The sequence below is a fragment of the Cellulomonas sp. genome, from assembly GCF_036279715.1.
Classification (GTDB): Bacteria; Actinomycetota; Actinomycetes; order Actinomycetales; family Cellulomonadaceae; genus Cellulomonas_A.
Map to the genome: position 1 here is coordinate 24,078 of NZ_DASUIR010000028.1, position 21,975 is coordinate 46,052.

At 72.3% G+C, this 21,975-nt stretch carries 22 protein-coding genes; 11 read left to right on the plus strand and 11 right to left on the minus strand.

Annotated elements, in window-relative coordinates:
* Positions 1 to 143: 143 nt before the first annotated feature.
* Complete coding sequence (locus tag VFW79_RS02880; protein ID WP_329675802.1) at positions 144 to 1,187, minus strand: hemolysin family protein; 1,044 nt, start codon at positions 1,185 to 1,187, stop codon at positions 144 to 146.
* Positions 1,184 to 2,533, minus strand: coding sequence for a hemolysin family protein (locus tag VFW79_RS02885; RefSeq protein WP_329675803.1), 1,350 nt, complete (start codon positions 2,531 to 2,533; stop codon positions 1,184 to 1,186). Before VFW79_RS02885 ends, VFW79_RS02880 begins: the two co-directional genes overlap by 4 nt.
* A 244-nt stretch (positions 2,534 to 2,777) precedes the next feature.
* Between VFW79_RS02885 and VFW79_RS02890 the strand changes: the two genes are divergently transcribed.
* The 3 genes from VFW79_RS02890 (at position 2,778) to VFW79_RS02900 (ending at position 8,641) form a co-directional block, all read left to right on the plus strand.
* Entirely contained in the window at positions 2,778 to 3,533 is a 756-nt protein-coding gene (locus VFW79_RS02890; RefSeq protein WP_329675832.1) for a response regulator transcription factor, read from the plus strand.
* Positions 3,534 to 3,535: 2 nt separating this feature from the next.
* Positions 3,536 to 4,618 (plus strand): HAMP domain-containing sensor histidine kinase, encoded by a 1,083-nt coding sequence (locus tag VFW79_RS02895; RefSeq protein ID WP_329675804.1) that lies wholly within the window; start codon positions 3,536 to 3,538, stop codon positions 4,616 to 4,618.
* A 213-nt stretch (positions 4,619 to 4,831) separates the two neighbouring features.
* On the plus strand, positions 4,832 to 8,641 hold the full coding sequence (locus tag VFW79_RS02900; RefSeq protein ID WP_329675805.1) for a multifunctional oxoglutarate decarboxylase/oxoglutarate dehydrogenase thiamine pyrophosphate-binding subunit/dihydrolipoyllysine-residue succinyltransferase subunit: 3,810 nt from the start codon (positions 4,832 to 4,834) through the stop codon (positions 8,639 to 8,641).
* Between the two features lie 10 nt (positions 8,642 to 8,651).
* Here the strand turns inward: VFW79_RS02900 and VFW79_RS02905 are convergent, their stop codons facing one another.
* Positions 8,652 to 9,608: a GlxA family transcriptional regulator gene (locus tag VFW79_RS02905; protein WP_329675806.1), complete on the minus strand. Its 957-nt coding sequence runs from the start codon at positions 9,606 to 9,608 to the stop codon at positions 8,652 to 8,654.
* 93 nt (positions 9,609 to 9,701) lie between these two features.
* Here VFW79_RS02905 and VFW79_RS02910 point away from each other — a divergent pair, with 93 nt between their 5' ends.
* Together VFW79_RS02910 and VFW79_RS02915 are read left to right on the plus strand one after the other, a co-directional pair.
* Complete coding sequence (locus tag VFW79_RS02910; protein WP_329675807.1) at positions 9,702 to 9,869, plus strand: hypothetical protein; 168 nt, start codon at positions 9,702 to 9,704, stop codon at positions 9,867 to 9,869.
* A 184-nt stretch (positions 9,870 to 10,053) separates the two neighbouring features.
* A complete protein-coding gene (locus tag VFW79_RS02915) occupies positions 10,054 to 10,659 on the plus strand; it encodes a GDSL-type esterase/lipase family protein (protein ID WP_329675808.1) in 606 nt (201 codons plus the stop codon).
* A gap of 39 nt (positions 10,660 to 10,698) precedes the next feature.
* Here VFW79_RS02915 and VFW79_RS02920 read toward each other — a convergent pair whose 3' ends face one another.
* The 3 genes from VFW79_RS02920 to VFW79_RS02930 all read right to left on the minus strand — a co-directional run bounded on the left by VFW79_RS02920 (position 10,699) and on the right by VFW79_RS02930 (position 13,285).
* On the minus strand, positions 10,699 to 11,307 hold the full coding sequence (locus VFW79_RS02920; RefSeq protein WP_329675809.1) for a PadR family transcriptional regulator: 609 nt from the start codon (positions 11,305 to 11,307) through the stop codon (positions 10,699 to 10,701).
* Entirely contained in the window at positions 11,307 to 12,125 is an 819-nt protein-coding gene (locus VFW79_RS02925) for a hypothetical protein (RefSeq protein WP_329675810.1), read from the minus strand. Before VFW79_RS02925 ends, VFW79_RS02920 begins: the two co-directional genes overlap by 1 nt.
* Before the next feature lie 71 nt (positions 12,126 to 12,196).
* On the minus strand, positions 12,197 to 13,285 hold the full coding sequence (locus VFW79_RS02930; protein WP_329675811.1) for a PilT/PilU family type 4a pilus ATPase: 1,089 nt from the start codon (positions 13,283 to 13,285) through the stop codon (positions 12,197 to 12,199).
* A 157-nt stretch (positions 13,286 to 13,442) separates the two neighbouring features.
* On the opposite strand from VFW79_RS02930, the gene VFW79_RS16485 reads away from it, so the two are divergent.
* On the plus strand, positions 13,443 to 13,517 hold the full coding sequence (locus VFW79_RS16485; RefSeq protein WP_371861044.1) for a 50S ribosomal protein bL37: 75 nt from the start codon (positions 13,443 to 13,445) through the stop codon (positions 13,515 to 13,517).
* Positions 13,518 to 13,613: 96 nt separating this feature from the next.
* Here VFW79_RS16485 and rsrA read toward each other — a convergent pair whose 3' ends face one another.
* The gene (rsrA, locus tag VFW79_RS02935) at positions 13,614 to 13,928 is read right to left on the minus strand and encodes a mycothiol system anti-sigma-R factor (RefSeq protein WP_329675812.1); all 315 of its coding nucleotides are present in this window, start codon (positions 13,926 to 13,928) and stop codon (positions 13,614 to 13,616) included.
* Positions 13,925 to 14,551: a sigma-70 family RNA polymerase sigma factor gene (locus VFW79_RS02940; RefSeq protein WP_329675813.1), complete on the minus strand. Its 627-nt coding sequence runs from the start codon at positions 14,549 to 14,551 to the stop codon at positions 13,925 to 13,927. The genes rsrA and VFW79_RS02940 overlap by 4 nt, the downstream gene beginning before the upstream one ends.
* A 259-nt stretch (positions 14,552 to 14,810) precedes the next feature.
* On the opposite strand from VFW79_RS02940, the gene VFW79_RS02945 reads away from it, so the two are divergent.
* The 5 genes from VFW79_RS02945 to VFW79_RS02965 all read left to right on the plus strand — a co-directional run bounded on the left by VFW79_RS02945 (position 14,811) and on the right by VFW79_RS02965 (position 19,282).
* Positions 14,811 to 15,344, plus strand: coding sequence for a ferritin (locus VFW79_RS02945; RefSeq protein WP_329675814.1), 534 nt, complete (start codon positions 14,811 to 14,813; stop codon positions 15,342 to 15,344).
* 46 nt (positions 15,345 to 15,390) lie between these two features.
* On the plus strand, positions 15,391 to 15,891 hold the full coding sequence (locus VFW79_RS02950; protein WP_329675815.1) for a DoxX family protein: 501 nt from the start codon (positions 15,391 to 15,393) through the stop codon (positions 15,889 to 15,891).
* Positions 15,892 to 15,971: 80 nt separating this feature from the next.
* Positions 15,972 to 17,282 (plus strand): 3-phosphoshikimate 1-carboxyvinyltransferase, encoded by a 1,311-nt coding sequence (gene aroA, locus VFW79_RS02955; protein ID WP_329675816.1) that lies wholly within the window; start codon positions 15,972 to 15,974, stop codon positions 17,280 to 17,282.
* Between the two features lie 28 nt (positions 17,283 to 17,310).
* Complete coding sequence (gene rsgA / locus VFW79_RS02960; protein ID WP_329675817.1) at positions 17,311 to 18,402, plus strand: ribosome small subunit-dependent GTPase A; 1,092 nt, start codon at positions 17,311 to 17,313, stop codon at positions 18,400 to 18,402.
* A 79-nt stretch (positions 18,403 to 18,481) separates the two neighbouring features.
* A complete protein-coding gene (locus VFW79_RS02965) occupies positions 18,482 to 19,282 on the plus strand; it encodes an inositol monophosphatase family protein (protein ID WP_329675818.1) in 801 nt (266 codons plus the stop codon).
* Between the two features lie 49 nt (positions 19,283 to 19,331).
* On the opposite strand, the gene VFW79_RS02970 is transcribed toward VFW79_RS02965, so the two are convergent.
* The 3 genes from VFW79_RS02970 to VFW79_RS02980 are packed head-to-tail and all read right to left on the minus strand — an operon-like array spanning position 19,332 to position 21,901.
* Positions 19,332 to 19,829 (minus strand): DUF6912 family protein, encoded by a 498-nt coding sequence (locus VFW79_RS02970; protein WP_329675819.1) that lies wholly within the window; start codon positions 19,827 to 19,829, stop codon positions 19,332 to 19,334.
* Between the two features lie 23 nt (positions 19,830 to 19,852).
* Positions 19,853 to 21,235 (minus strand): hypothetical protein, encoded by a 1,383-nt coding sequence (locus VFW79_RS02975; RefSeq protein WP_329675820.1) that lies wholly within the window; start codon positions 21,233 to 21,235, stop codon positions 19,853 to 19,855.
* A gap of 3 nt (positions 21,236 to 21,238) precedes the next feature.
* Complete coding sequence (locus VFW79_RS02980; protein ID WP_329675821.1) at positions 21,239 to 21,901, minus strand: hypothetical protein; 663 nt, start codon at positions 21,899 to 21,901, stop codon at positions 21,239 to 21,241.
* Positions 21,902 to 21,975 lie beyond the last annotated feature (74 nt).

Sequence of the window (21,975 nt, forward strand, 5' to 3'; positions counted from 1 at the left end):
TCGACCTGGACCACGGCACCGCGCTCAACAGCTGGGCGCCGGGAGCGGCGCCAGATACGTCGGTGCGATCACGAAACAGTAACGGAACATGAGAGCCCTTCCAAGCCCCCTGGACACTTGTCCAACCAAGCCGACTGTGGTAATCAGCGTGGCTGGTCGCGCTGCATCGCGTCCCGAACCTCACCCACGAGCTCCTCGATGATGTCCTCGAGGAACACGACACCCACGACCCGACCGCCGTCGTCCACGCGCGCGAGGTGTGACCCCGACGCCTGCATCGCGGCGAGCGCGTCCTCGACCTCGGCCTCGGGCGTGACGGCCGCGAGCGCACGCACGCGCCACGCGGGCACCGGGACGTACCGGGTCACGTCATTGGCGTAGAGCACGTCCTTGACGTGCACGTACCCCGTGAGCTCACCCTCCGGCCCGGCGACGGGGAACCTGCTGTACCCGGTGCGCGCCACGAGTCGCTCGACCTCGTCAGGGCTCGCCCCGACCGGCACTGTGCGCAGCTCAGCGAACGGCACCATGACATCGGCCGCGGTCCGGTCCGAGAACTCGATCGCTCCCGACAGCAGCCCCGACGGGTCGGCCAGCAGCCCCTCGGCGCGCGAACGCTCGACGATGGACTGGACCTCCTGGGCGGTGAACGCCGAGGCGATCTCCGCCCGGGGCTCGACGCCGAAGAGGCGCAGCGCGTGGTTGGCCGTCCAGTCGAGCGCGGTGACGACTGGCCGCACGAACCGCCCGACCCAGACGAGCGGAGGCCCGAACAGCAGCACGGCCTTGTCCGGACCTGCGACGGCGAGGTTCTTCGGCACCATCTCGCCGAGCACGACGTGCAGGTACACGACCAGCACGAGCGCCACGACGAAGGCGATCGGGTGCGCCAGGCCGGGACTCGCGCCGACCGCGTCGAGCAGTCGGAGGAGAAGGTGCGCGATCGCCGGCTCCGCGACGAGGCCGAGGCTCGTGGAGCAGACCGTCACGCCGAGCTGGGCGACCGCCAGCATGAGCGAGACGTGCTCCATCGCCCACAGCACCGTCCTCGCGCGACGGTCGCCCGCGTCGGCGAGCGGTTCGATCGAGCTGCGCCGCGCGGAGATGATCGCGAACTCCGCCGCGACGAAGAACGCGTTGCCCGCGAGCAGCAGGACGGCCAGGAGGAGCGCCCACGACGGGCTCATCCGCGCCCACCCCCGTCGCGCCCGCGCTCGTCGCCCGGCGTCTCGTCCTCGTCGACGGGCGCGACGGCGACGCGCTCGACCCGCCGGCCCTGCATCGCCTCGACCCGCAGCCGCACGTCGCCGGCGACGACCTCGTCACCCACCTCGGGGACGCGCCCCAGGAGCGCCATGACGAGACCGCCCAGGGTCTCGTACGGGCCGTCTTCGGGGACCGACATCCCGGTCGCCTCGGTCAGCTCGTCGGGCCGCAGGAGTCCCGGCAGCGCCCACGACCCGTCGGCCCGCCGCGTGACCGCGTTGCGTCGGCGGTCGTGCTCGTCGGCGACGTCACCCACGAGCTCCTCGACGACATCCTCGAGCGTCACGATGCCGGACGTGCCGCCGTACTCGTCCACGACGACCGCCATCTGCATCCCGAGCTCGCGCAGCTCGACGAGCAACGGGCCGAGGCGCACGGTCTCCGGCACGCGGGGCGCGTCGACCATGAGCGCCGCGGCGGGCACGTCGCCCCGCCGGCTGTACGGCACCCCGATCGCCCGGCGCAGGTGCACGAGCCCGACGATGTCGTCGCGACCGTCGCCGACGACCGGGAACCTCGAGTGGCCCGTCTCGCGAGCGAGCGCGACGACGTGGGACGCGGGGTCGTCGCGACGCACGACGACGACCCGCTGGCGGTCGGTCATGACGTCGATCGCGGTGAGCTCCTCGAAGTCGAGCGAGTTGGTCAGCAGCATGGCGGTCGACTCGTCGAGCGTGCCGACCTGCGCCGAGCGCCGCACCAGCGAGGCGAGCTCCTGGGGTGAGCGCCCGCCGGACAGCTCCTCCCGCGGCTCGACCCCGACGCGGCGCAGCAACGCGTTGGCGCTCCCGTTGAAGACGACGATCAGCGGGCGCAGCGCGGTCGTGAACGCACGCTGGAAGGTGGCGACGGCGCGCGCCGTGCCGAGCGGGCGACTGAGCGCGAAGTTCTTGGGGACGAGCTCGCCGAACAGCATGGAGAACACGTTGACCAGGACCAGCGCCAGCACCCCCGCGACGGCCGCGCCCGCCGCTCGCCCGAGCACGGACGACTCGAGGGGGACGCGCAGCAGGGCGATGACCGCCGGCTGGGTCGTGTACCCGAGGAGGATCGTCGTCACGGTGATCCCGACCTGCGCCCCGGACAGCTCGGTCGACAGCCGCGCGAGCGCCTTGCGGACGGACTGGCCGCGGCGGTCGTCCGCCTTCGTCATGCGGTCCACGACCCCGGGGTCGAGCGTGACGAGGGAGAACTCGCTCGCGACGAACACGGCGGTCCCAGCGGTCAGGAGCACGCCGAGGCCGACGAGGAGCCACTCGGTCAGCACGCGCCACCGCCACGGCGCGCCTGGCGGGCAGGGATGATCAGGACAGTGTGGGAGCCGGCATGGTCGTTCCCGGGCTCGAGAGCCCGGGAGGGACGCCGGCAGCTACTTGAGCTGCTCATGGTGAGAGCCATCATACGGAACCCGTCTGGCGCAGGACGATGGCGGCTCCCCGCGTCCGACCGGGTGTCGCGAGGCGTCCTGCCAGGAGTTCCGCCTCCCGCTGTGCCACGCTGGCCCCATGGCGATGAGCAACAGCGCCGGCGCGCCGACGCGGCCGAGCGAGGGAACAGCCACCACCGTGGTGCTCGTGGTCGAGGACGAGCCCGCGATCGCGTCGGCGATCGTCCAAAGACTGTCGGCCGAGGGCTGGCGCGTCGAGTCGGTCGGTGACGGCCATGCGGGCGTCGAGGCGGCGGCACGGATGCGGCCCGACGTCGTCGTGCTCGACGTGATGCTGCCGGGCATCGACGGGCTCGAGGTGTGCCGCCGCATCCAGGCCGAGCGTCCGGTGCCCGTCCTGATGCTCACGGCGCGGGACGACGAGACCGACATGCTCATCGGCCTGGGCGTCGGCGCGGACGACTACATGACCAAGCCCTTCTCGATGCGCGAGCTCGTCGCCCGGACCAAGGCGCTGCTGCGACGCACCGAACGCGCAGCCCGGGCAGCCGAGCTCGCGAGCACACCGAACCTCGCCGAGCCACCCCTGACGGTCGGCGACGTGGTCGTCGACCAGGCCCAGCGCCGTGTCTACCGGGGCGACGTCGAGGTCCACCTCACGCCGACCGAGTTCGACCTCCTCGTGACGCTCGCGGGGAGCCCGCGCACGGTGCTCACGCGCGAGCGGCTGCTCGCCGAGGTGTGGGACTGGGTCGACGCGAGCGGCACACGCACCGTCGACTCGCACGTCAAGGCGCTGCGGCGCAAGCTCGGCGCGGACCTGATCCGCACCGTCCACGGCGTCGGGTACGCCTTCGAGCCCGCGGAGCCGCCCGAGTGAGCATGCCTCAGCACGTGCGCGGCGAGGCCCTGCGAGGCCGCCTGCCGGACGTGCGCCCGCTCGACGGCCTGCGGTCGATCAAGATCAAGCTCGGGGTGCTCGTCGCCGCGACCGTGACGCTCGCAGCACTGATCACCTGGCTCGGGACCAACAACCACCTCGGCCCGTCGCGGACGCTCCCGCTCGCGATCCTCATCTCGCTCGTCCTCACGCAGCTGCTGGCCCGCGGCATGACGTCGCCGCTGCGCGAGATGACCGCGGCGGCGCGCGCGATGGCAGGCGGCGACTACTCCCGCCGCGTCCGGGCGACGAGCCGCGACGAGGTCGGGCAGCTCGCGACCGCCTTCAACACGATGGCCGACGACCTCGAGCAGGCCGACACGCTGCGCCGCGAGCTCATCGCCAACGTCTCGCACGAGCTGCGCACCCCTGTGACCGCCCTGCAGGCCCAGCTCGAGAACATCGTCGACGGCGTGAGCGAGGCCGACCCCGCGACGATGCGGGTCGCGCTGGCGCAGACCGAGCGCCTCGGCCGCCTGGTCACCTACCTGCTGGACCTGTCGCGCGTCGAGGCGGGCGCCGTGGGGCTCGAGATCACCGACGTCCCGCTGCGCGCGTTCCTCGAAGAGGCCGCGGCGGGCGCGTCGCTCGTGGGTGCAGAGAAGGGCCTCACGTTCCCCGTCGACGTCGACCCGCCCAACCTCGTCGTGCCCGCGGACCCCGAGCGTCTCCACCAGGTCGTGGCCAACCTGCTCCACAACGCCGTGCGGCACTCCCCTGCGGGCGAGGAGGTCCGGCTCGTGGCGACGCGTGCCGGGTCGGACGTGCGCATCGACGTCGTCGACCACGGCCCCGGGATCGACCGCGCGCAGCGGAACCAGGTCTTCGAGCGGTTCGCCCGCGGCAACAACCCCGCGATCACCGGACAGGCCTCGACCGGCGGCACAGGCCTCGGCCTTGCGATCGCGCGGTGGGCGATCTCGCTGCACGGAGGGTCGATCGAGGTCGCCGACGCCGAGGTCGGCTGCACGATGCGGGTGACCCTTCCGAGCCGACGCCCGACGTCGTTCTTCGCGCGCAAGTAGATCGCATGACCCGTCTGGACGATTACCGAACCCCCCCTTTGTCCTCGCCCGGAGCGGCCGTTGCCCTGCGTTGACCAGATTGTCGACGTGTCGTGAAGGTGCGTCCGGGATGCGTTCTGCGTCGCGTCGCCACAGGTCGCAGGCCGTAGTGTTGTCAACAACAGAACCGACGATGACGCGGAAGATGCCGCGGCGGAAGTGGGCGGAACTCGCGTGTCCCAGAAGGCCCAGCCCGACTCGAACCACGCCGACTTCGGCGCCAACGAATGGCTCGTGGACGAGCTGTACGAGCAATACCTCAAGGACAAGGACGCGGTCGACCCCGCGTGGTGGGAGTTCTTCGAGGGCTACAAGCCCGCTGGAGCCACGACGACCGCTCCGGCCTCCGCGCCGGCGGCACCTGCCGTCGCGCCGGCGACAGGAGTCACGACCGCACCCGTCCCCGCGACGCCCGCGGCCGCGTCGCCCGCGATCCCTGCGGCCCCCGTCCCGTCGCCTGCTGTGACCGTTCAGACCCCGGCCTCGACGTCGGACACCGATCCCGAGCCGACTGCGCTGGCCCTCGCGTCACCCGTCGCCACGGCGCAGCCCGCGACGGCCCCCTACGCCGAGGTCGCAGCGACGCACCACATGCCCGAGCCTGCCGTCGAGGCGACCGACGACGTGCAGAAGCTCCGTGGCCCCGCCGCGCGCGTCGTGGCGAACATGGAGGCGAGCCTCGAGGTCCCCACGGCGACCTCGGTGCGTGCGATCCCGGCCAAGCTCATGGTCGACAACCGCATCGTCATCAACAACCACCTGGCCAGGACGCGCGGCGGCAAGATCTCCTTCACGCACCTCATCGGGTTCGCCCTGGTCGAGGCGCTCGCGGACATGCCCGCGATGAACACCGCCTACACGCTCCTGGCCGACAAGCCGGCCGTGCTGACTCCCGCGCACGTCAACCTCGGGCTCGCGATCGACCTCGCCAAGCCCGACGGCACCCGCCAGCTGCTCGTCCCGAGCATCAAGAAGGCCGACACGCTCGACTTCGCGCAGTTCTGGAGCGCGTACGAGGACGTCGTCCGCCGCGCGCGCGGCAACAAGCTCACTGTCGAGGACTTCGCCGGCACGACGATCTCGCTGACGAACCCGGGCACGATCGGCACGGTCCACTCGGTCCCGCGCCTCATGGCCGGGCAGGGCACGATCATCGGCGTCGGCGCCATGGACTACCCGGCGGAGTTCGCCGGGACGTCCGAGGACCAGCTCAACCGGATGGGCGTGTCGAAGGTCCTCACGATCACCTCGACGTACGACCACCGCATCATCCAGGGCGCGCAGTCGGGCGACTTCCTGCGCATCCTCGGCGTCAAGCTGCTCGGGAGCGACGGCTTCTACGACCGGGTGTTCGCCGCCCTGCGCGTCCCGTACGAGCCGGTGCGGTGGGTCCGGGACTCGTCGACCGACCCGGACTCCGAGGCGATCAAGCCGGCACGGATCGCCGAGCTGATCCACTCCTACCGCTCGCGCGGCCACCTCATGGCCGACACCGACCCGCTCGCCTACCGCCAGCGCAAGCACCCGGACCTCGACATCCAGTCGCACGGCCTGACGTTGTGGGACCTCGACCGCACGTTCCCGACCGGCGGGTTCACAGGCAAGCCGCGCGCGCGGATGCGCGAGGTCCTCGGACTGCTGCGCGACTCCTACTGCCGGTCCGTGGGCGTCGAGTACATGCACCTGCAGGACCCGCGTCAGCGCCGGTGGCTCCAGGAGCGCCTCGAGTCCGGGTACGCGCGCACCCCGCGCGAGGACCAGCTCCGCATCCTGCGCCGGCTCAACGCCGCGGAGGCGTTCGAGACGTTCCTGCAGACGAAGTACGTCGGGCAGAAGCGCTTCTCGCTCGAGGGCGGCGAGGCGGTCATCCCGCTGCTCGACGCGATCCTGTCGAAGGCCGCGGATGGCGGTCTCGACGAGGTCGGCATCGGCATGGCCCACCGCGGGCGGCTCAACGTGCTCGCGAACATCGCGGGCAAGAGCTACGGCCAGATCTTCAGCGAGTTCGAGGGCAACCAGGACCCGAAGTCGGTCCAGGGCTCGGGCGACGTCAAGTACCACCTCGGCACCGAGGGTGCCTTCACCGCGGAGTCGGGCGCGACGACGCAGGTCTATCTCGCGGCGAACCCGTCCCACCTCGAGGCCGTCGACCCGGTGCTCGAGGGCATCGTGCGCGCCAAGCAGGACCGGATCGACCTCGGCGGCGACGGATTCTCGGTGCTGCCGATCCTCATCCACGGCGACGCGGCGTTCGCCGGCCAGGGCGTCGTCTTCGAGACGCTCAACCTCGCCCAGCTGCGTGGCTACCGCACCGGCGGAACGATCCACGTCATCATCAACAACCAGGTCGGGTTCACGACCGGAGCGTCGTCGTCGCGGTCCTCGCAGTACGCGACCGACGTGGCCAAGGGCCTGCAGGTGCCGATCTTCCACGTCAACGGGGACGACCCGGAGGCGTGCGTGCGCGTCGCCGAGCTCGCGTTCGAGTACCGCGAGCAGTTCGACCGCGACGTCATCGTGGACATGGTCTGCTACCGCCGTCGCGGCCACAACGAGGGCGACGACCCGTCGATGACGCAGCCGCTCATGTACAACCTCATCGAGGCGAAGCGCTCGGTCCGCAAGCTCTACACCGAGACCCTCGTCGCGCGCGGGGACATCACGGTCGACGAGGCCGAGCACGTCCTGCGGGACTACCAGACGCAGCTCGAGCGCGTCTTCAGCGAGACGCGGGAGGGTGGCTACACCCCGCCGCCGTCGAGCGAGCCGGTCGCCGGGCTGGAACGTCCGGAGTCGCAGCTCGAGGATGCCGGGGTCATGGTCGGCTGGAAGACGGCCGTCGACGCGAGCGTGCTCGAGCGCATCGGCCGCGCGCACATCCGGCCGCCCGAGGGGTTCACGATCCACCCCAAGCTCGCCCAGCTGCTCGCCAAGCGCGAGCAGATGTCGCGCGACGGCGGGATCGACTGGGGCTACGGCGAGCTGCTGGCCTTCGGCTCGCTGCTCATCGAGGGCACACCCGTGCGCCTGGCCGGACAGGACTCGCGCCGCGGGACGTTCGTGCAGCGGCACGCCGTCATGCACGACCGCGAGACCGGTGCCGAGTGGACTCCCCTGCTGTACCTGTCGGCCGACCAGGCGAAGTTCTGGATCTACGACTCGTCCCTGAGCGAGTACGCGGCCCTCGGCTTCGAGTACGGCTACTCGGTCGAGCGCCCCGACGCGCTCGTCCTGTGGGAGGCGCAGTTCGGCGACTTCGTCAACGGCGCCCAGACGGTCATCGACGAGTTCATCTCCTCGGCCCAGCAGAAGTGGGGCCAGCACTCGTCGGTCGTCCTGCTCCTGCCGCACGGCTACGAGGGCCAGGGACCCGACCACTCGTCGGCACGCATCGAGCGGTTCCTGCAGATGTGCGCCGAGGACAACCTCACGGTGGCGCAGCCGTCGACCCCGGCCTCGCACTTCCACCTGCTGCGGCGCCAGGCCTACGACCGGCCGCGTCGGCCCCTCGTCGTGTTCACGCCGAAGTCGATGCTGCGGCTCAAGGCTGCCGCCTCCGACGTCGCCGACTTCACGTCCGGCACGTTCCGGACGGTCATCGGGGACGACGTGGCGGCGACCCGCGCGAGCCAGGTCGACCGCGTGGTCCTGTGCTCGGGCAAGGTCTACTGGGACCTGCTCGCGCACCGCACCGAGATCGGCGACGAGAGGACCGCGATCGTCCGCCTCGAGCAGCTGTACCCGCTCGACGGCGACACGCTCGCCGAGGTCCTCGCGCCGTACGGCGACACCGAGCTCGTGTGGGTCCAGGACGAGCCCGAGAACCAGGGCCCGTGGACCCACGTGTCGATGCACCTGCCGCAGGTCGTGGGCCGTCCGGTCCGGGTCGTGTCGCGGTCGGCGTCGGCGTCGCCGGCGTCGGGTCGGGCCAAGCAGCACCAGGCCGAGCAGGCCGCCCTCCTCGAAGGCGCGTTCGCGCGCTGATGCTGCTGAGTCAGGACCCTGCCGGCGTATCCGCGAAGGTGCGCCGGTAGGCCTGCGGACTCGTCCCGAGCGTGCGTGCGAAATGGTGCCGCAGCAGGGCCGCCGTCACGAAGCCGGACAGGCGCGCGACCTCCTCGACACCGGCCGTGCTCTGCTCGAGCAGCTCTTGCGCCCGCGCCACCCGCTGCCGCGCCACCCACGCTGCGGGCGTGGTCCCGGTCTCCGCGCGGAACCGCCGTGCGAACGTGCGCTGCGACATGAGCGCGCGCGTCGCGAGGACCTGCACGGTGAGGTCGCTCGCAAGGTTCTCGGCCATCCAGTCCAGCACGGGCGCCAACGTGTCGGCGGCGCACGGGAGCGGGGTGTCGATGTACTGCGCCTGCCCCCCGTCCCGGTGCGGGGGCACGACCATGCGGCGGGCGACCACCGCTGCAGCCGCCGCGCCCAGCTCGCGGCGCACGAGGTGCAGGCATGCATCGATCCCCGCGGCAGTCCCCGCGCTGGTGATCACCCCACGGTCCTCGACGTAGAGCACCGCGGGGTCGACGACAGCCGTGGGATGCTCGCGTGCGAGCCTGTCGGTGTACATCCAATGCGTGGTGCAGCGGCGCCCGTCGAGCAGCCCGGCCTGACCCAGCGCGAACGCCCCGCTGCACATGCTGAGCACCCAGGCCCCCCGGGCGTGCGCGTCCTGCAGCGCCCGCAGCACCGCAGGGTCGGCGACCTCCGGCGCGCCGAACGGCATCATCACGACGAGGTCGACGTCCCGGGTCGCCTCGAGACCGTGCCCGACGACGAGGTCGCCGCCCGTCTTCATCGGCACCACCCCGGGCTCGACGCCGCACACCGTGAAGTCGAACGACGGCCCGCCGCTCTCGCGTCGGTCGAGGCCGAACACCTCGCAGGCGACCCCGAGCTCGAACGGCGACACCCCGGGCAGGACGATTGCGGCGACAGATCGAAGCATCGACCGAGTATGCGACAGAACTGGCAGAATCTCTATGGTCATCGGCTGAACTGCCACTCGCGGCTGCTTCTACACGCTCGGACACTTTCTGCCATGACCCTCTTCTGGATAGTCGTCGGACTCCTCGTCCTCGCCTGGCTGGTCGGACGCCTCGTCGTGACCGTGCGCGGCGATGGGTACGGCGAGCGGCCGCCGGACAACCCGGACGCCTGGCGCGCGCGCGACCTGCCGTCGACGCCGTACCGCCTGCCACCGTTCTGACACCCGACACCCGGCACCTGGCACCTGGCACCTGGCACCTGGCACCTGGCCACGCAGCACACCCGGCGCGCCCGGCGATGACCACTCGTGTGCGCCCACCTCCTGAGACACTGGAGCCCGACACGTGCGACCCACCGGGCACGCAGCCCGGCGGGTCGCGCACGCGCACGAGTGCCAAGGAGTGATGACTGTGGGCGACCTGCCGCTGCGCCTCGCGGTGATCGGCGACGAGCTCGTCGCCGGTGTGGGTGACCCGAAGGGCCTCGGCTGGGTCGGGCGGGTCACGGCGCGCACCCATGCCCCCACGCCCGTCACTGTCCTCACGCTCGCCGTCCCCGGGGAGACCAGCACTGCGCTCGGTGCGCGCTGGGAGGACGAGGTCGGTCGCCGCCTGTCCCCCGAGGCCGACAACCGCCTCGTGGTCGCGCTCGGTCGCGCGGACGTCGACGCGGGGCTGTCACTCGCGCGCAGCCGGCTCAACCTGGCGAACGTGCTCGACATCGCCGAGCAGCGCCGGATCAGCACGTTCGTCGTCGGTCCGCCGCCGGGTCGCGCTGGGGACGGCGACAAGATCGCTGACCTCTCCGGCGCCTACGGCGACGTCGCGACGCGCCGCCGGGTCCCCTATGTGGACACGTACAGCCCGCTCGCGTCTCACGAGCAGTGGCTCGGCGACCTCGCCGCAGGTGACGGCGTCCTGCCCGGACAGGCCGGCTACGGACTCATGGCATGGCTCGTGCTCCACACGGGGTGGCACGGCTGGCTCGGGCTGCCCGACGACGCCGCCTGAGCGCACGTCGCCCGATCCGGACGCGGTCGGCCGTCCGCGTCAGCGAAGCGTCGCGCGCACGGCGGTGCGGGCGCTCTCGAGCACCGTCCGCAGCGTGTCGACCGTGAGCTGGGGGACGCCATCGACCGCGTCGACCCGCCGTAGCTCGGCCCGCAGGTCGTCCCGGAACCGCTGGAGCATCGCCTCGCTCTCGGCCCAACGGACGTGCGAGGCGGTGCGGGCGTCACCAGGCCGGGCGCTCGCCGCAGGGACGGCCGATGCCCGGGCCTCCTGCGCCGCCGCCGCGAGATCCGCTCGCAGGCCCGCCATCGAGCCTCGGACGTCGGCGCGCACCTGGGCCGCGAGGGCGCGCACCGTCTCGGCGAGCCCCTCCTCGAGCGCAGCCAGCTCTCCGCTGCGCGCGGCGAGCTCGGCCAGGCCGACGTCCGTCAGGGCGTACGTGCCCTTCCGGCCGTCGTCCACGCGTCGGATGAGGCCCTCCTCCTCGAGCCGGGCGAGCCGGGGATAGACCGTCCCCGGGCTCGGCCGGTAGGTCCCCCCGAACCGGTCCGCCAGGGCCGTGATGAGCTCGTAGCCGTGCTTGGGCCCGGACTCCAGGAGGGAGAGCAGGTACAGCCTCAGCTGGCCGTGCGCGAACACCGGCGCCATCACGCCACCCCGCCGCCACGCAGGACCGTCAGGTGGCCCGAGACGCTCGTGGTGGACACGAAGCACGCACCGTCTCCCGAGCGCAGGTCGACCTTCGTCTGACCGGGCATGGGCGCCTTGTAGTCGTGACCGTCGACGACGACCCGGCCCGTCACGCTGCGTGCCTCGACGTTCACTCCACGCCCCTGCGGCAGGCGCACGGTGATGTCTCCCGAGACTGTCGTCGCACCGATCGAGGACGTCCCGGTCGACACGTCGAGGACCAGCGCGCCGGCGACCGTGTTCGCGTGCACGCGGGCGAGGTCCCCTGCGGCCGTGACGTCGCCCGAGACGGTGTTGAGGGTCAGGTCGCCCGTGTGGTTGCGAACGACGATCTCACCCGAGACCGCGTTCGCCGACAGCGCCCCGCGCGTCGAGTCGGTCACGATGCTCCCCGAGACGGTCGAGACGCTCGCGTCGTGCTGGACGCCGGCGAGCAGGCCCTCGGCCGTCACCGTGCCGAGCTTGACGGCGATGGTCCGCGGCACGGCGATGTGCACGTCGGCCGCTTCCTTGTCCCGGAAGGTGCGGAACTTCTCGACGAACCCCTCCCAGCCGACCAGCGTGAAGCTGTACCCGACGCGCAGCTCGCCGTCGGCCAGCGACACCTCGAGCGGCTTCCCGCTCACGGCGTGCACCTCGATGCGCGCACCGGTCTCGGCCGGGTCGTCGTGCACGACGACGTCCACCCGGCCGCCGACCAGCTGCACGCGCAGCGAGTCGACCTGCTCCACCTCGATGATCTGCGGGCCGGCGACGACCCAGGACTCCGTGGGCATGGCAACTCCTCATGTCGAGATATATCGCGTTCCAAACACGATATATCTCGACATGCGCAGGAGGCAAGGGGTCAGGACACGAGTCCCGCACCCCGCAGCTCGACCGTGAGGTCCTGCGGGTTCGTGGCGACCGAGCAGGCCTCCTCGTACGTGATGACGTCGTCGCGGATCAGCTGGAACAGGTGCTGGTCGAACGTCTGCATCTTGTAGTACTCGCCCTCGCGGATGAGATCGAGGAGCGGTGGTGCCGTCGAGGGATCGAGGATCGCCTCGGCCGTACGGCCGGTGTTGACGAGCACCTCGATGGCCGGTCGCCGACCGCTGCCGTCAGCCTTGCGCACCAGGCGCTGGGACACGATGCCGCGCAGCCCCTGCGCCAACGCGATGCGGATCTGCTTCTGCTCGTGCGGGGGGAAGAAGTCGACGATGCGGTTGACGGACTCCGCCGCGTCGATCGTGTGCAGGGTCGACAGGACGAGGTGGCCGGTCTCGGCGGCGGACAGTGCGGCACGCACGGTCTCGACGTCGCGCATCTCCCCGACGAGGATCACGTCGGGGTCCTGCCGCATCGCCGCACGGAGCGCGACGGTGAAGTCCGCCGTGTCCTGACGCACCTCGCGCTGCGAGATGATCGCCTTCTTGTCGTGGTGGAGGATCTCGATCGGGTCCTCGATCGTCACGATGTTGACCTCACGGAAGCTGTTGATGAGGTCGACCATCGACGCCAGGGTCGTCGTCTTGCCCGAGCCGGTCGGCCCGGTCACGAGGACGAGCCCGCGGGGCTCGAGGGCCAGCTCGCCGACGACCTCGGGCAGCCCGAGCTCCGCCAAGGACTGCGCCCCGATCGACACGCGACGGAACACGAGACCGAACGTCCCGCGGGCCTGGAACGCGTTGACGCGGAAGCGCCCGACCCCCGAGACGGAGAACGCGAAGTCCGCCTCGTGCGTGCTGCGGAACTCGTCGACGAGATCCTCGGGCAGCACCTCGGCGACCATGTGCTCGGTGTCCTTCGGGCGCAGCTCGGGGACCTGCAGCTTGCGCAACCTCCCGTCGACGCGGACACGGGGGGCGGAGCCGACCTTGACGTGCAGGTCGGAGCCTCCTGTGCTTGCGAGGGCGTGCAACAGCGGGATCACGGACATGGGCTGGTCACTCACCCCTCGTACATCGGAGCGCACTCGGCCCGACTTGAACCCGTGGCGGCGTCAGATCACCGGTCGCGTCGAGACGGGCGGCGAAGGCGACCCGCGCAGTGTGGGACGATGGAGCCGAATCCGGCGCGCACCGTGGGCGCCAGAACCCGAGGAGATACCGATGAGCAAGCGTGGCCGCAAGCGTCGCGCCCGCAAGGGCAGTGCCGCGAACCACGGCAACCGCCCGAACGCCTGAGTCGTTCGCGCGGACGTCAGAGACATGACGCGGGCCCGGTGCGCAAGCACCGGGCCCTTCGTCGTCCCCCGGTCCCCCGGGTAGCCTGCCGTTCGCTCAGAGGGTGCTCTCCCCCACCCGCAGCGACACGATCCGCTCGTGGATCCGCACCCTCAGCTGCGCCGGGGCCGCCTCCTGGCAGCTGCGGCGCACGATCTTCTTCACGACGGCCTCGACGTCGAACTCCTCGAGGCAGCCCTTGCACTCGTCCAGGTGCTGTCGCACCCGGTCGGCGTCCGGCGCGACGAGCTCGGAGTCGAGATACTCGAACAACCTGTCGAGCGCCTCGGTGCAGCCGACGCCGCAGTCCGAGTGGGCTCTGGGCGTGAGGTCCAGGCCCGACGTGCTCTCAGGTTCCTCTCGGGCACTCATCGGGCATCCTCCGGTGTCGACGGGGCAGCCGCCACGAGTCCCCGGCCGCGGGCGTAGTCCGACAGCAGGTCACGCAGCTGAGCGCGGCCGCGGTGGAGCCGGGACATCACCGTCCCGATCGGCGTCCCCATGATCTCGGCGATCTCCTTGTACGCGAACCCCTCGACGTCTGCGAGGTACACCGCGATCCGGAAGTCCTCCGGGATGCTCTGGAGCGCCTCCTTGACGTCGGAGTCCGGCAGGTGGTCCAGCGCCTCGGCCTCGGCCGATCGCAGCCCTGCGGACGTGTGCGACGCCGCACGCGCGATCTGCCAGTCCTCGACATCCTCTGCCGCGGACTTCAGCGGCTCGCGCTGCTTCTTGCGGTAGGTGTTGATGAACGTGTTCGTCAAGATCCGGTAGAGCCACGCCTTGAGGTTCGTGCCCGGCCGGTACTGGTGGAAGGCAGCGAACGCCTTGGTGAAGGTCTCCTGCACCAGGTCCTCGGCGTCGGCAGGGTTGCGGGTCATGCGCAGCGCAGCACCATAGAGCTGGTCGAGGTAGACCAGCGCCTCTGTCTCGAACCGCTCGCTGCGGGCCGCGTCGTCCTCGGCGCCAGGCGCTCGGTCGGTGTCCTCGTTCATCGTCGACGAGCCTAGCCCCGCAACCACCGGGCGGCTCGACGCGGACCACCCCTCGGGCGAGAGGGGTTCAGTGAGGCCGGGCAGCGACCTGACGGTCGGGCGGACGGCGAGTGCACAGCTCATGATGCGCACAACGCGGTGTGGTAGCCCGCGATTCCCTGCCCGCCTCGACGGGCTCGGGCACGGCCAGGCGTGCACGGGACTGACGACGGTCCGGCGCCCCTCGGCAGACCCCGGGCGTGAGCGCTAGCGTGACGTCATGACCGACTCGAGATACCTGCAGCTGCTCCGCGAGCAGATCGGCCACGAGTTCGACGCCCACCAGCAGTACGTCTCGATCGCCGTCTGGTTCGACGGCCAGGACCTGCCTCAGCTGGCCCGGCACTACTACCGGCAGGCCATCGAGGAGCGCAACCACGCTCTGATGATCGTGCGCTACCTGCTCGACCGGGGCCTGCAGGTCGAGATCCCGGCCGGCGGACCGGTGCGCAACGACTTCGCGTCGGTCCTCGACCCGATCTCCCTCGCGCTGGCGCAGGAGCAGCAGGTCACCGAGCAGATCGAGGCCATCTTCCGGGCTGCCCGCGCGGAGGGGGACGCCCTCGGCGAGCAGTTCCTCCTGTGGTTCCTCAAGGAGCAGGTCGAGGAGGTCGCCTCCGCCACGACGCTGCGCACCGTCGCGACGCGCGCGGGCGACAACCTGTTCGACCTCGAGAACTACGTCGCGCGCGAGCAGGTCGGCGACGGCGGCGAGTCCGCGGACGCGCCCGCGGCAGCCGGCGGAGCCCTCTGAGCACGACCAGCGACCGCACCTGCCCCTGCTGTCAAGGAGAACCGTCATGCTGCTCCGCCACATCGCCCGCCCGCTGCTCGCCTCGTGGTTCGTGTCCGAGGGGTACGACGCGGCACGACGTCCTGAGGTCCACGCGGTGCGCACCCGGGCCACTGTCGCGCGCGTCGCCCGCCTCGCGCCGCGTGGTGCGCTCGGCGGCGCCTTCGACCGCTACCGCGAGCCGACGACCGCCCAGCTCGTGACGCTCGTGCGCGCGCACGGCGCTGCCATGGCCGCAACGGGTGCGCTGCTCGCTGCCGGTAAGGCACCCCGCACCGCCGCGCTCGCCCTTGCAGCCCTGACCGCACCGCTCATCCTGGCCAACCTGCCGCTTCCCGAGCACCCTGCGCTCGACAAGGAGGCGCGCCGCGATCGGTGGGACCGCCTCGTGCGCGCCGTCGCATTCACCGGAGGCGCGCTGCTCGCCGGCGCCGACTACGAGGGTCGTCCCGGCATGGCGTGGCGGGTCGCGAAGGCACGCGAGGAGCATGCGTCCGCAGCACACTGACCCGTCGGGGCGGATCGCGCGGCGGCCCCGGCCGGACCGTCGCCCGTCGGCGCCGACCCCCGGGCCGATATCCTGACCCCATGACGACGCCCGAGACTCTCGACCCCGTCGGCCTCGGCCACGACGTGTGGGACGCGCCGCTCGCGCGGGGCCCGCTCGACGCCACGGTCGAGGTCCCCGGCTCGAAGTCCCTCACCAACCGTTACCTCGTCCTTGCGGCGCTCGCTGACGCGCCCGGGCGGCTGCGCGGCGCCTTGCGCTCACGCGACACCCTGCTCATGGCCGAGGCCCTCCGCGCGCTCGGCACCCGCATCGAGGATGTGCCCGGCGGCGACGACTGGGTGGTGACACCGACGCCTCCTCGCGCACCTGCGACGATCAGCTGCGGACTCGCCGGAACGGTGATGCGCTTCCTGCCCGCCGTCGCCGCCCTTGCGGACGGCGCCGTGCACTTCGACGGCGACGCCGGGGCACGCATGCGACCGATGGGCCCCGTGCTCGACGCGCTGCGGATCCTCGATGTCCGGGTCGAGGAGCACGGAGAGCCCGGACGACTGCCCTTCACCGTGACCGGCCGCGGCTCGGTCCGCGGCGGGCACATCGACGTGGACGCGTCAGGCTCGAGCCAGTTCGTGTCGGGGCTGCTCCTCGCCGCCGCGCGGTTCGAGCAGGGCCTGACGCTTCGGCACATCGGACCCACGCTACCGAGCCTGCCGCACATCGACATGACCGTGCAGCTGCTCCGGGCCGCCGGGGTCGAGGTCGACGACTCCCGGCCCGCGATCTGGCACGTCGCGCCGGGCCCGATCCGCGGGCGCGACGTCCGCGTCGAACCCGACCTCTCCAACGCCGCACCCTTCCTGTGCGCCGCGCTCGTCGCCGGCGGAACCGTGCGTGTGCCGGGCTGGCCCGCCACCACGACGCAGCCCGGTGGCCTCCTGCCCGGCATCCTCGAGCGCATGGGAGCCACGACGGTCCTCGAGGGTGACGTGCTCGCGGTGAGCGGCACCGGCGCGATCCACGGGCTCGACCTCGACATGCACGCCGCCGGCGAGCTCGCCCCGACGATCGCGGCGCTCGCTGCACTCGGCGACTCCCCGACTCGCCTGCGCGGCATCGCGCACCTGCGGGGTCACGAGACCGACCGGCTGGCCGCGCTCGCGGCTGAGATCACGCGGTTGGGCGGGCAGGCCGAGGAGACGTCGGACGGCCTCGTCATCACGCCGCGACCGCTCAGGTCGGGCACCGTGCGCACGTACAAGGACCACCGGATGGCGACCGCGGGCGCGCTGATCGGGCTCGCGGTCCCCGGGGTCCGCGTCGAGGACGTCGCGACGACCGCCAAGACCATCCCCGACTTCGTCGGCCTGTGGTCCGGGATGCTCGCATGAAGCCCGTCCGCGGCGGGGGCTGCTGACCGTGGCGCGCCGAGCCCTCGACGAGTCGGACGTCCGGATCCGGCCGGGCCGCCGCGGCACGCGGCCACGCACGAAGACCCGGCCCGAGCACGCCGACTCCGAGGTCGGGTTCGTCACGGGCGTCGATCGCGGCCGGTACACCGTGCTGGTCGACGCCGGCGGGCCCGGCGAGCGGAAGGCCATCGCGATGAAGGCCCGCGAGCTGGGCCGGGAACGCGTCGTGCCCGGCGACCGCGTCGACCTCGTCGGCGACACGTCGGGCATCGACGGCTCGCTGTCCCGGATCGTGCGGATCCGCGAGCGCACCACCGTGCTGCGTCGCACCGCCGACGACTCCGACCCCGTCGAGCGCGTCATCGTCGCGAACGCCGACCAGCTCGTGATCGTCACGGCCCTCGCGGACCCCGAGCCCCGCACGCGCATGATCGACCGCTGCGTCGCGGCCGCCTACGACGCGCGCATGGATGCGCTCCTCGCGCTGACCAAGGCGGACCTTGCCGACCCCGCCGAGCTCGTCGCGATGTACGAGCCGATCGGGGTGCGCGTCGTCATCACGAGCCGCGGGCCGGACGGCATCGTCGGTCTGGACGAGCTCCGCGCGGCGATCGCCGGGCGCACGTCAGTGCTCGTCGGGCACTCCGGCGTCGGGAAGTCGACTCTCGTCAACGCGCTCGTCCCGGGTGCGTACCGCGCGACCGGCGTGGTGAACGACACGACCGGGCGCGGGCGGCACACGTCGTCGTCGGCGGTCGCCCTGCGGGTCGTCCTACCGGACACCGCCACGCCCACGTGGGTCATCGACACGCCAGGCGTCCGCTCGTTCGGTCTCGCGCACGTCGACCCCCAGCACCTCCTGGGGGCGTTCGCCGACCTCGCCGAGGTCGCCGACGACTGCCCGCGCGGCTGCACGCACACGGCCGACGCGCCCGACTGCGTGCTCGACGCGTGGGTCGCGGGTGCGCCCGACGAGCAGGTGCGGCTCGCGCGCGCAGCCCGCGTGGAGTCCTTCCGTCGACTCTTCGCAAGCCGGACGGGCGCCGCCGAGGCGGAGCCCACGGTCAGCTCCGCCCCCGACGTCGGCGGCGGGGTCTGATGCCGGATCTGCCGTGTCGCGTCGCGTCGCCCCGGTGGGTCTCCCCGGGCCCGGACTCGGCGCCAGTACGGTGTCTCGCATGACCCTGCGCCCCGGCTACGACGACGACCTGCGCCTCGCCCACGTCATGGCTGACCAGGTCGACTCCGTCACCATGGCCCGGTTCAAGGCACAGGACCTCCGCGTCGAGACCAAGCCGGACCTCACCCCCGTCACGGACGCCGACCGGACGGCCGAGGAGATCATCCGCGGTCAGCTCTCGCGTGCCCGCTCGCGCGACGCCGTGCACGGTGAGGAGATGCCCGACACCGGGCACGGTCCGCGCCGATGGGTCATCGACCCGATCGACGGCACGAAGAACTTCGTCCGCGGTGTCCCCGTCTGGGCGACGCTCATCGCCCTCCTGGACGGCGACGAGGTCGTGGTCGGGCTCGTGAGCGCGCCCGCCCTCGGCCGGCGGTGGTGGGCCGCGCAAGGCTCCGGCGCGTGGACCGGCAAGTCGCTGGCCGCGGCGTCACGACTCCAGGTCTCCGGCGTGAGCACCCTCAAGGACGCGTCGTTCTCCTACTCGAGCCTGACCGGCTGGGAGCAGCGCGGGAAGCTCGACAACTTCCTCGAGCTCGGTCGCCAGGTGTGGCGCACGCGCGCCTACGGCGACTTCTGGTCCCACGTGCTGGTCGCCGAGGGGGCCGTGGACCTCTCGGCGGAGCCTGACCTCGCCCTGCACGACATGGCCGCGCTCGTCCCGATCGTCACCGAGGCGGGCGGCACGTTCACCTCGATCACCGGCGTACCGGGACCGTTCGGCGGGTCGGCGCTCGTCTCCAACGGCCTGCTCCACGCCGCCGCGCTGGAGGTGCTCGACCCGCTCGACTCCTGACCGCCACCGCGGTCCCCTGCAGGGAACCCATGAACGGCTGGACGGCGCGTCAGCGCGGGATCGCGGCCAGCTCCGTGGCGTCGTACCAGAGCAGGTCGAGGTCATCGAGCCGCTCGGCCGCCCCGGCGTCTCCTGCGAGTGCTCGCTCGACGTCGGCCGACGCCGCCGGCTCGTCGACGTGTGCGCACACGAGGTCGTCGCGTCCCACCGCGACCCTGAGCCGGATCGCGCTCGGTGCCTGGTCGTCGTCGTCCATGGCCGCGAGGTCCGCCTCGGAGACGTCGAGCGACAGGACGAGCCGCAGGCGGGGTGCGTCCGGACGCGCGGCGATGCGGAGAAGGGCCTCGTCGGCGGCGGCGAGCAGCGCGACGAACTCGAGGCCCTCCTCGTCCTCGTCGGGCAAGGCCGCCCGGAGCGCCGGCGTCACGGCGTGGACGATGCGCGGCTCGAACGACGCAACCGCGCTGCCTGGTCCGTCGGACGAGACCTCGGCACCTTTCGCTGTCGCGTCGAGCTCGTCGAGGGTCGAGGGAAGGTAGATGCGCACGCGCCCAGTCTGCCGCGCGCCGCTCACGCCCCTGCCAGGCGCGCCGCGTCCCGGGGCGCGGCGACGCTGGCCCGTTCGCGAGACCGGCCCTCGGGGCGGGCGAGGCTCGCCTGGCGCGGCCGCTCGACGAGACGGAGTGCCAACGCTGCGATCGCACGTCGCGCGGGCGACGTCGGCGCGAGCTCATGGAGCAGCCGAGCCTCGAGCAGGGCAGCGTCGAGCGCCGACCGGTCCTCGGGGACGAGGTGCGGGGCGCTGACGCCCGCATAGCGGTCGAGCGCCGCCGTGATCGCCTCTCCCGGCCGCGGACCGGCCACCGACGCCCGCACCTGGTTGACCACGACCGTCGTGCGGCCGACCAGGCCGAGCTGGGCGACGTCGCCGAGCGCCCGGACCAGACGCTGGACACCGAGCGGGTCACCGGCCCCGACGACGACGATCTCGTCGGCGTCGCCGAGCGCGGAGAGCGTCGCGGCGTTGCGGCGCGGAGCACGCGTGTCGTAGCTCAGCACCTCGTCCTGCTCGATGCAGAACCCGCAGTCGATCACGGTCCAGGCGGCGAGGGTCCGGGCCACGGTCCACACGACGTCGAGGGCCGCGGCCGGCAGCTCGGGCCACCGGTCCGCACGCGAGATCCCGGACAGCACGCGCAGGTCCGGGGAGATCACGGGTGAAAGTCGCGCGAGCAGCTCCGTGTCGAGACCACCCTGACCAGCGGCCCGAGCGGCAGCGGCCAGCCCGGGCGCCTCGTCGAGCAGACCGACCGCCTGGGCGATCGTGCCGCCGTAGGTGTCGGCGTCGACGAGCAACGTGTGCCCGCCGAGGAGCGCCAGCTCGGCCGCAAGATTGACCGCGACCGTCGTCCGGCCAGGCGCGCCCGTCGGACCCCACACGGCCACGACCTTGCCCAGCTCGGTGCGCCGTGGCGTGCCGCCGGAGCGGTCGACGGCGACGGCGTCGAGGTCGGGCGGGTCGAAGCTCGGGCCGCGAGCATCCCGGTCGGTCGCTGTCGCGCCACTGCGCCCCGGATGATCGGCCGCACGCCCGAGCACCTCGACGACGTCGCGCACGAGGTCTGCCGCCCCGGCTGTGTCGTCGGGGGCGTCGACGACGAGATCGGCACCCAGCGCGGTGATCCGCTCGCCCAACCACGGTGCACCCGGGTCACCGAGCCCGACGAGGCGGACACCCGAGCGGTGCAGCGCCGCGACCGCGTCCCGGTCGAGCATCGGGAGGTCCGCCGAGACGACAGCGATGCGCCCGAGCCCCGCCTCTGCCGCAGCCAGCAGCTCGGCCAGGTCGGCACACCGTCTCGTGACGGTCAGCCGCCCGCACGTACCGTCGACGGCCTGCACGATGGCGGCCTCGGCCGCTCCCCGCACCGCGCACAGCACCCCGACCGTCATCGCCTACCGCCCCGACCCAGGGACGTGCACGAGCTGCACCGCACCGTCGCCTGCCACCGCCGCAAGCACCGTCGGCAGGATCGCGGTCGGGACCAGCACGTAGACGACGGTCGATCCGCCCGTCGCGAAGGCTCCGTCCGGGCGCTTGACCTGGGCCACGGTCAGGGCGGGCGCGAGCTCGTGCGGCAGAACCGCGGCGGCGTCGCCCGTCGACCTCGTCGGCGCCGGGACGTACCACAGGTCGACGAGCGAGCCCGCGACCAGGTCGGCCGAGGGCGCCACGGTGACGGCGATCGCCACGGGACGCACGTCGAGCTCGGCTGCCGAGCCGAGCGCGGCGCGCGGCACGAGCTCCCCGGGAGCCACGACCCGCAGGGCGACCGAGTCCTGTGGGAGCCCGCCCGCCACGGTGAGGTAGCGCGACACGTCGACGTCGACGAGCCTCACCTGGGCCACCCCGAGCCCGCTCGCCTCGACGGCCGACCCTGGCGTGAGGGCGTCGCGGGCCACGTAGACCTGGGTCGTCCGTTCGGCTCCTTGCACCACCCACGACCCGAGCGCGACCGATCCGGCAACCATCGCAACCCCCGCGAGCAGGCGTGGGTCACGCCAGCCGGGGCGTCGCAGCCGGTTCGCCACCGGCGCCGGCAGGTCAAGGACCGTCATGTCCATCTGTTCCTCAGTTCAGCTCGTCCACGCGCGTGGGCACCATCATGCCGACGATTCCGACATCTCGGGCA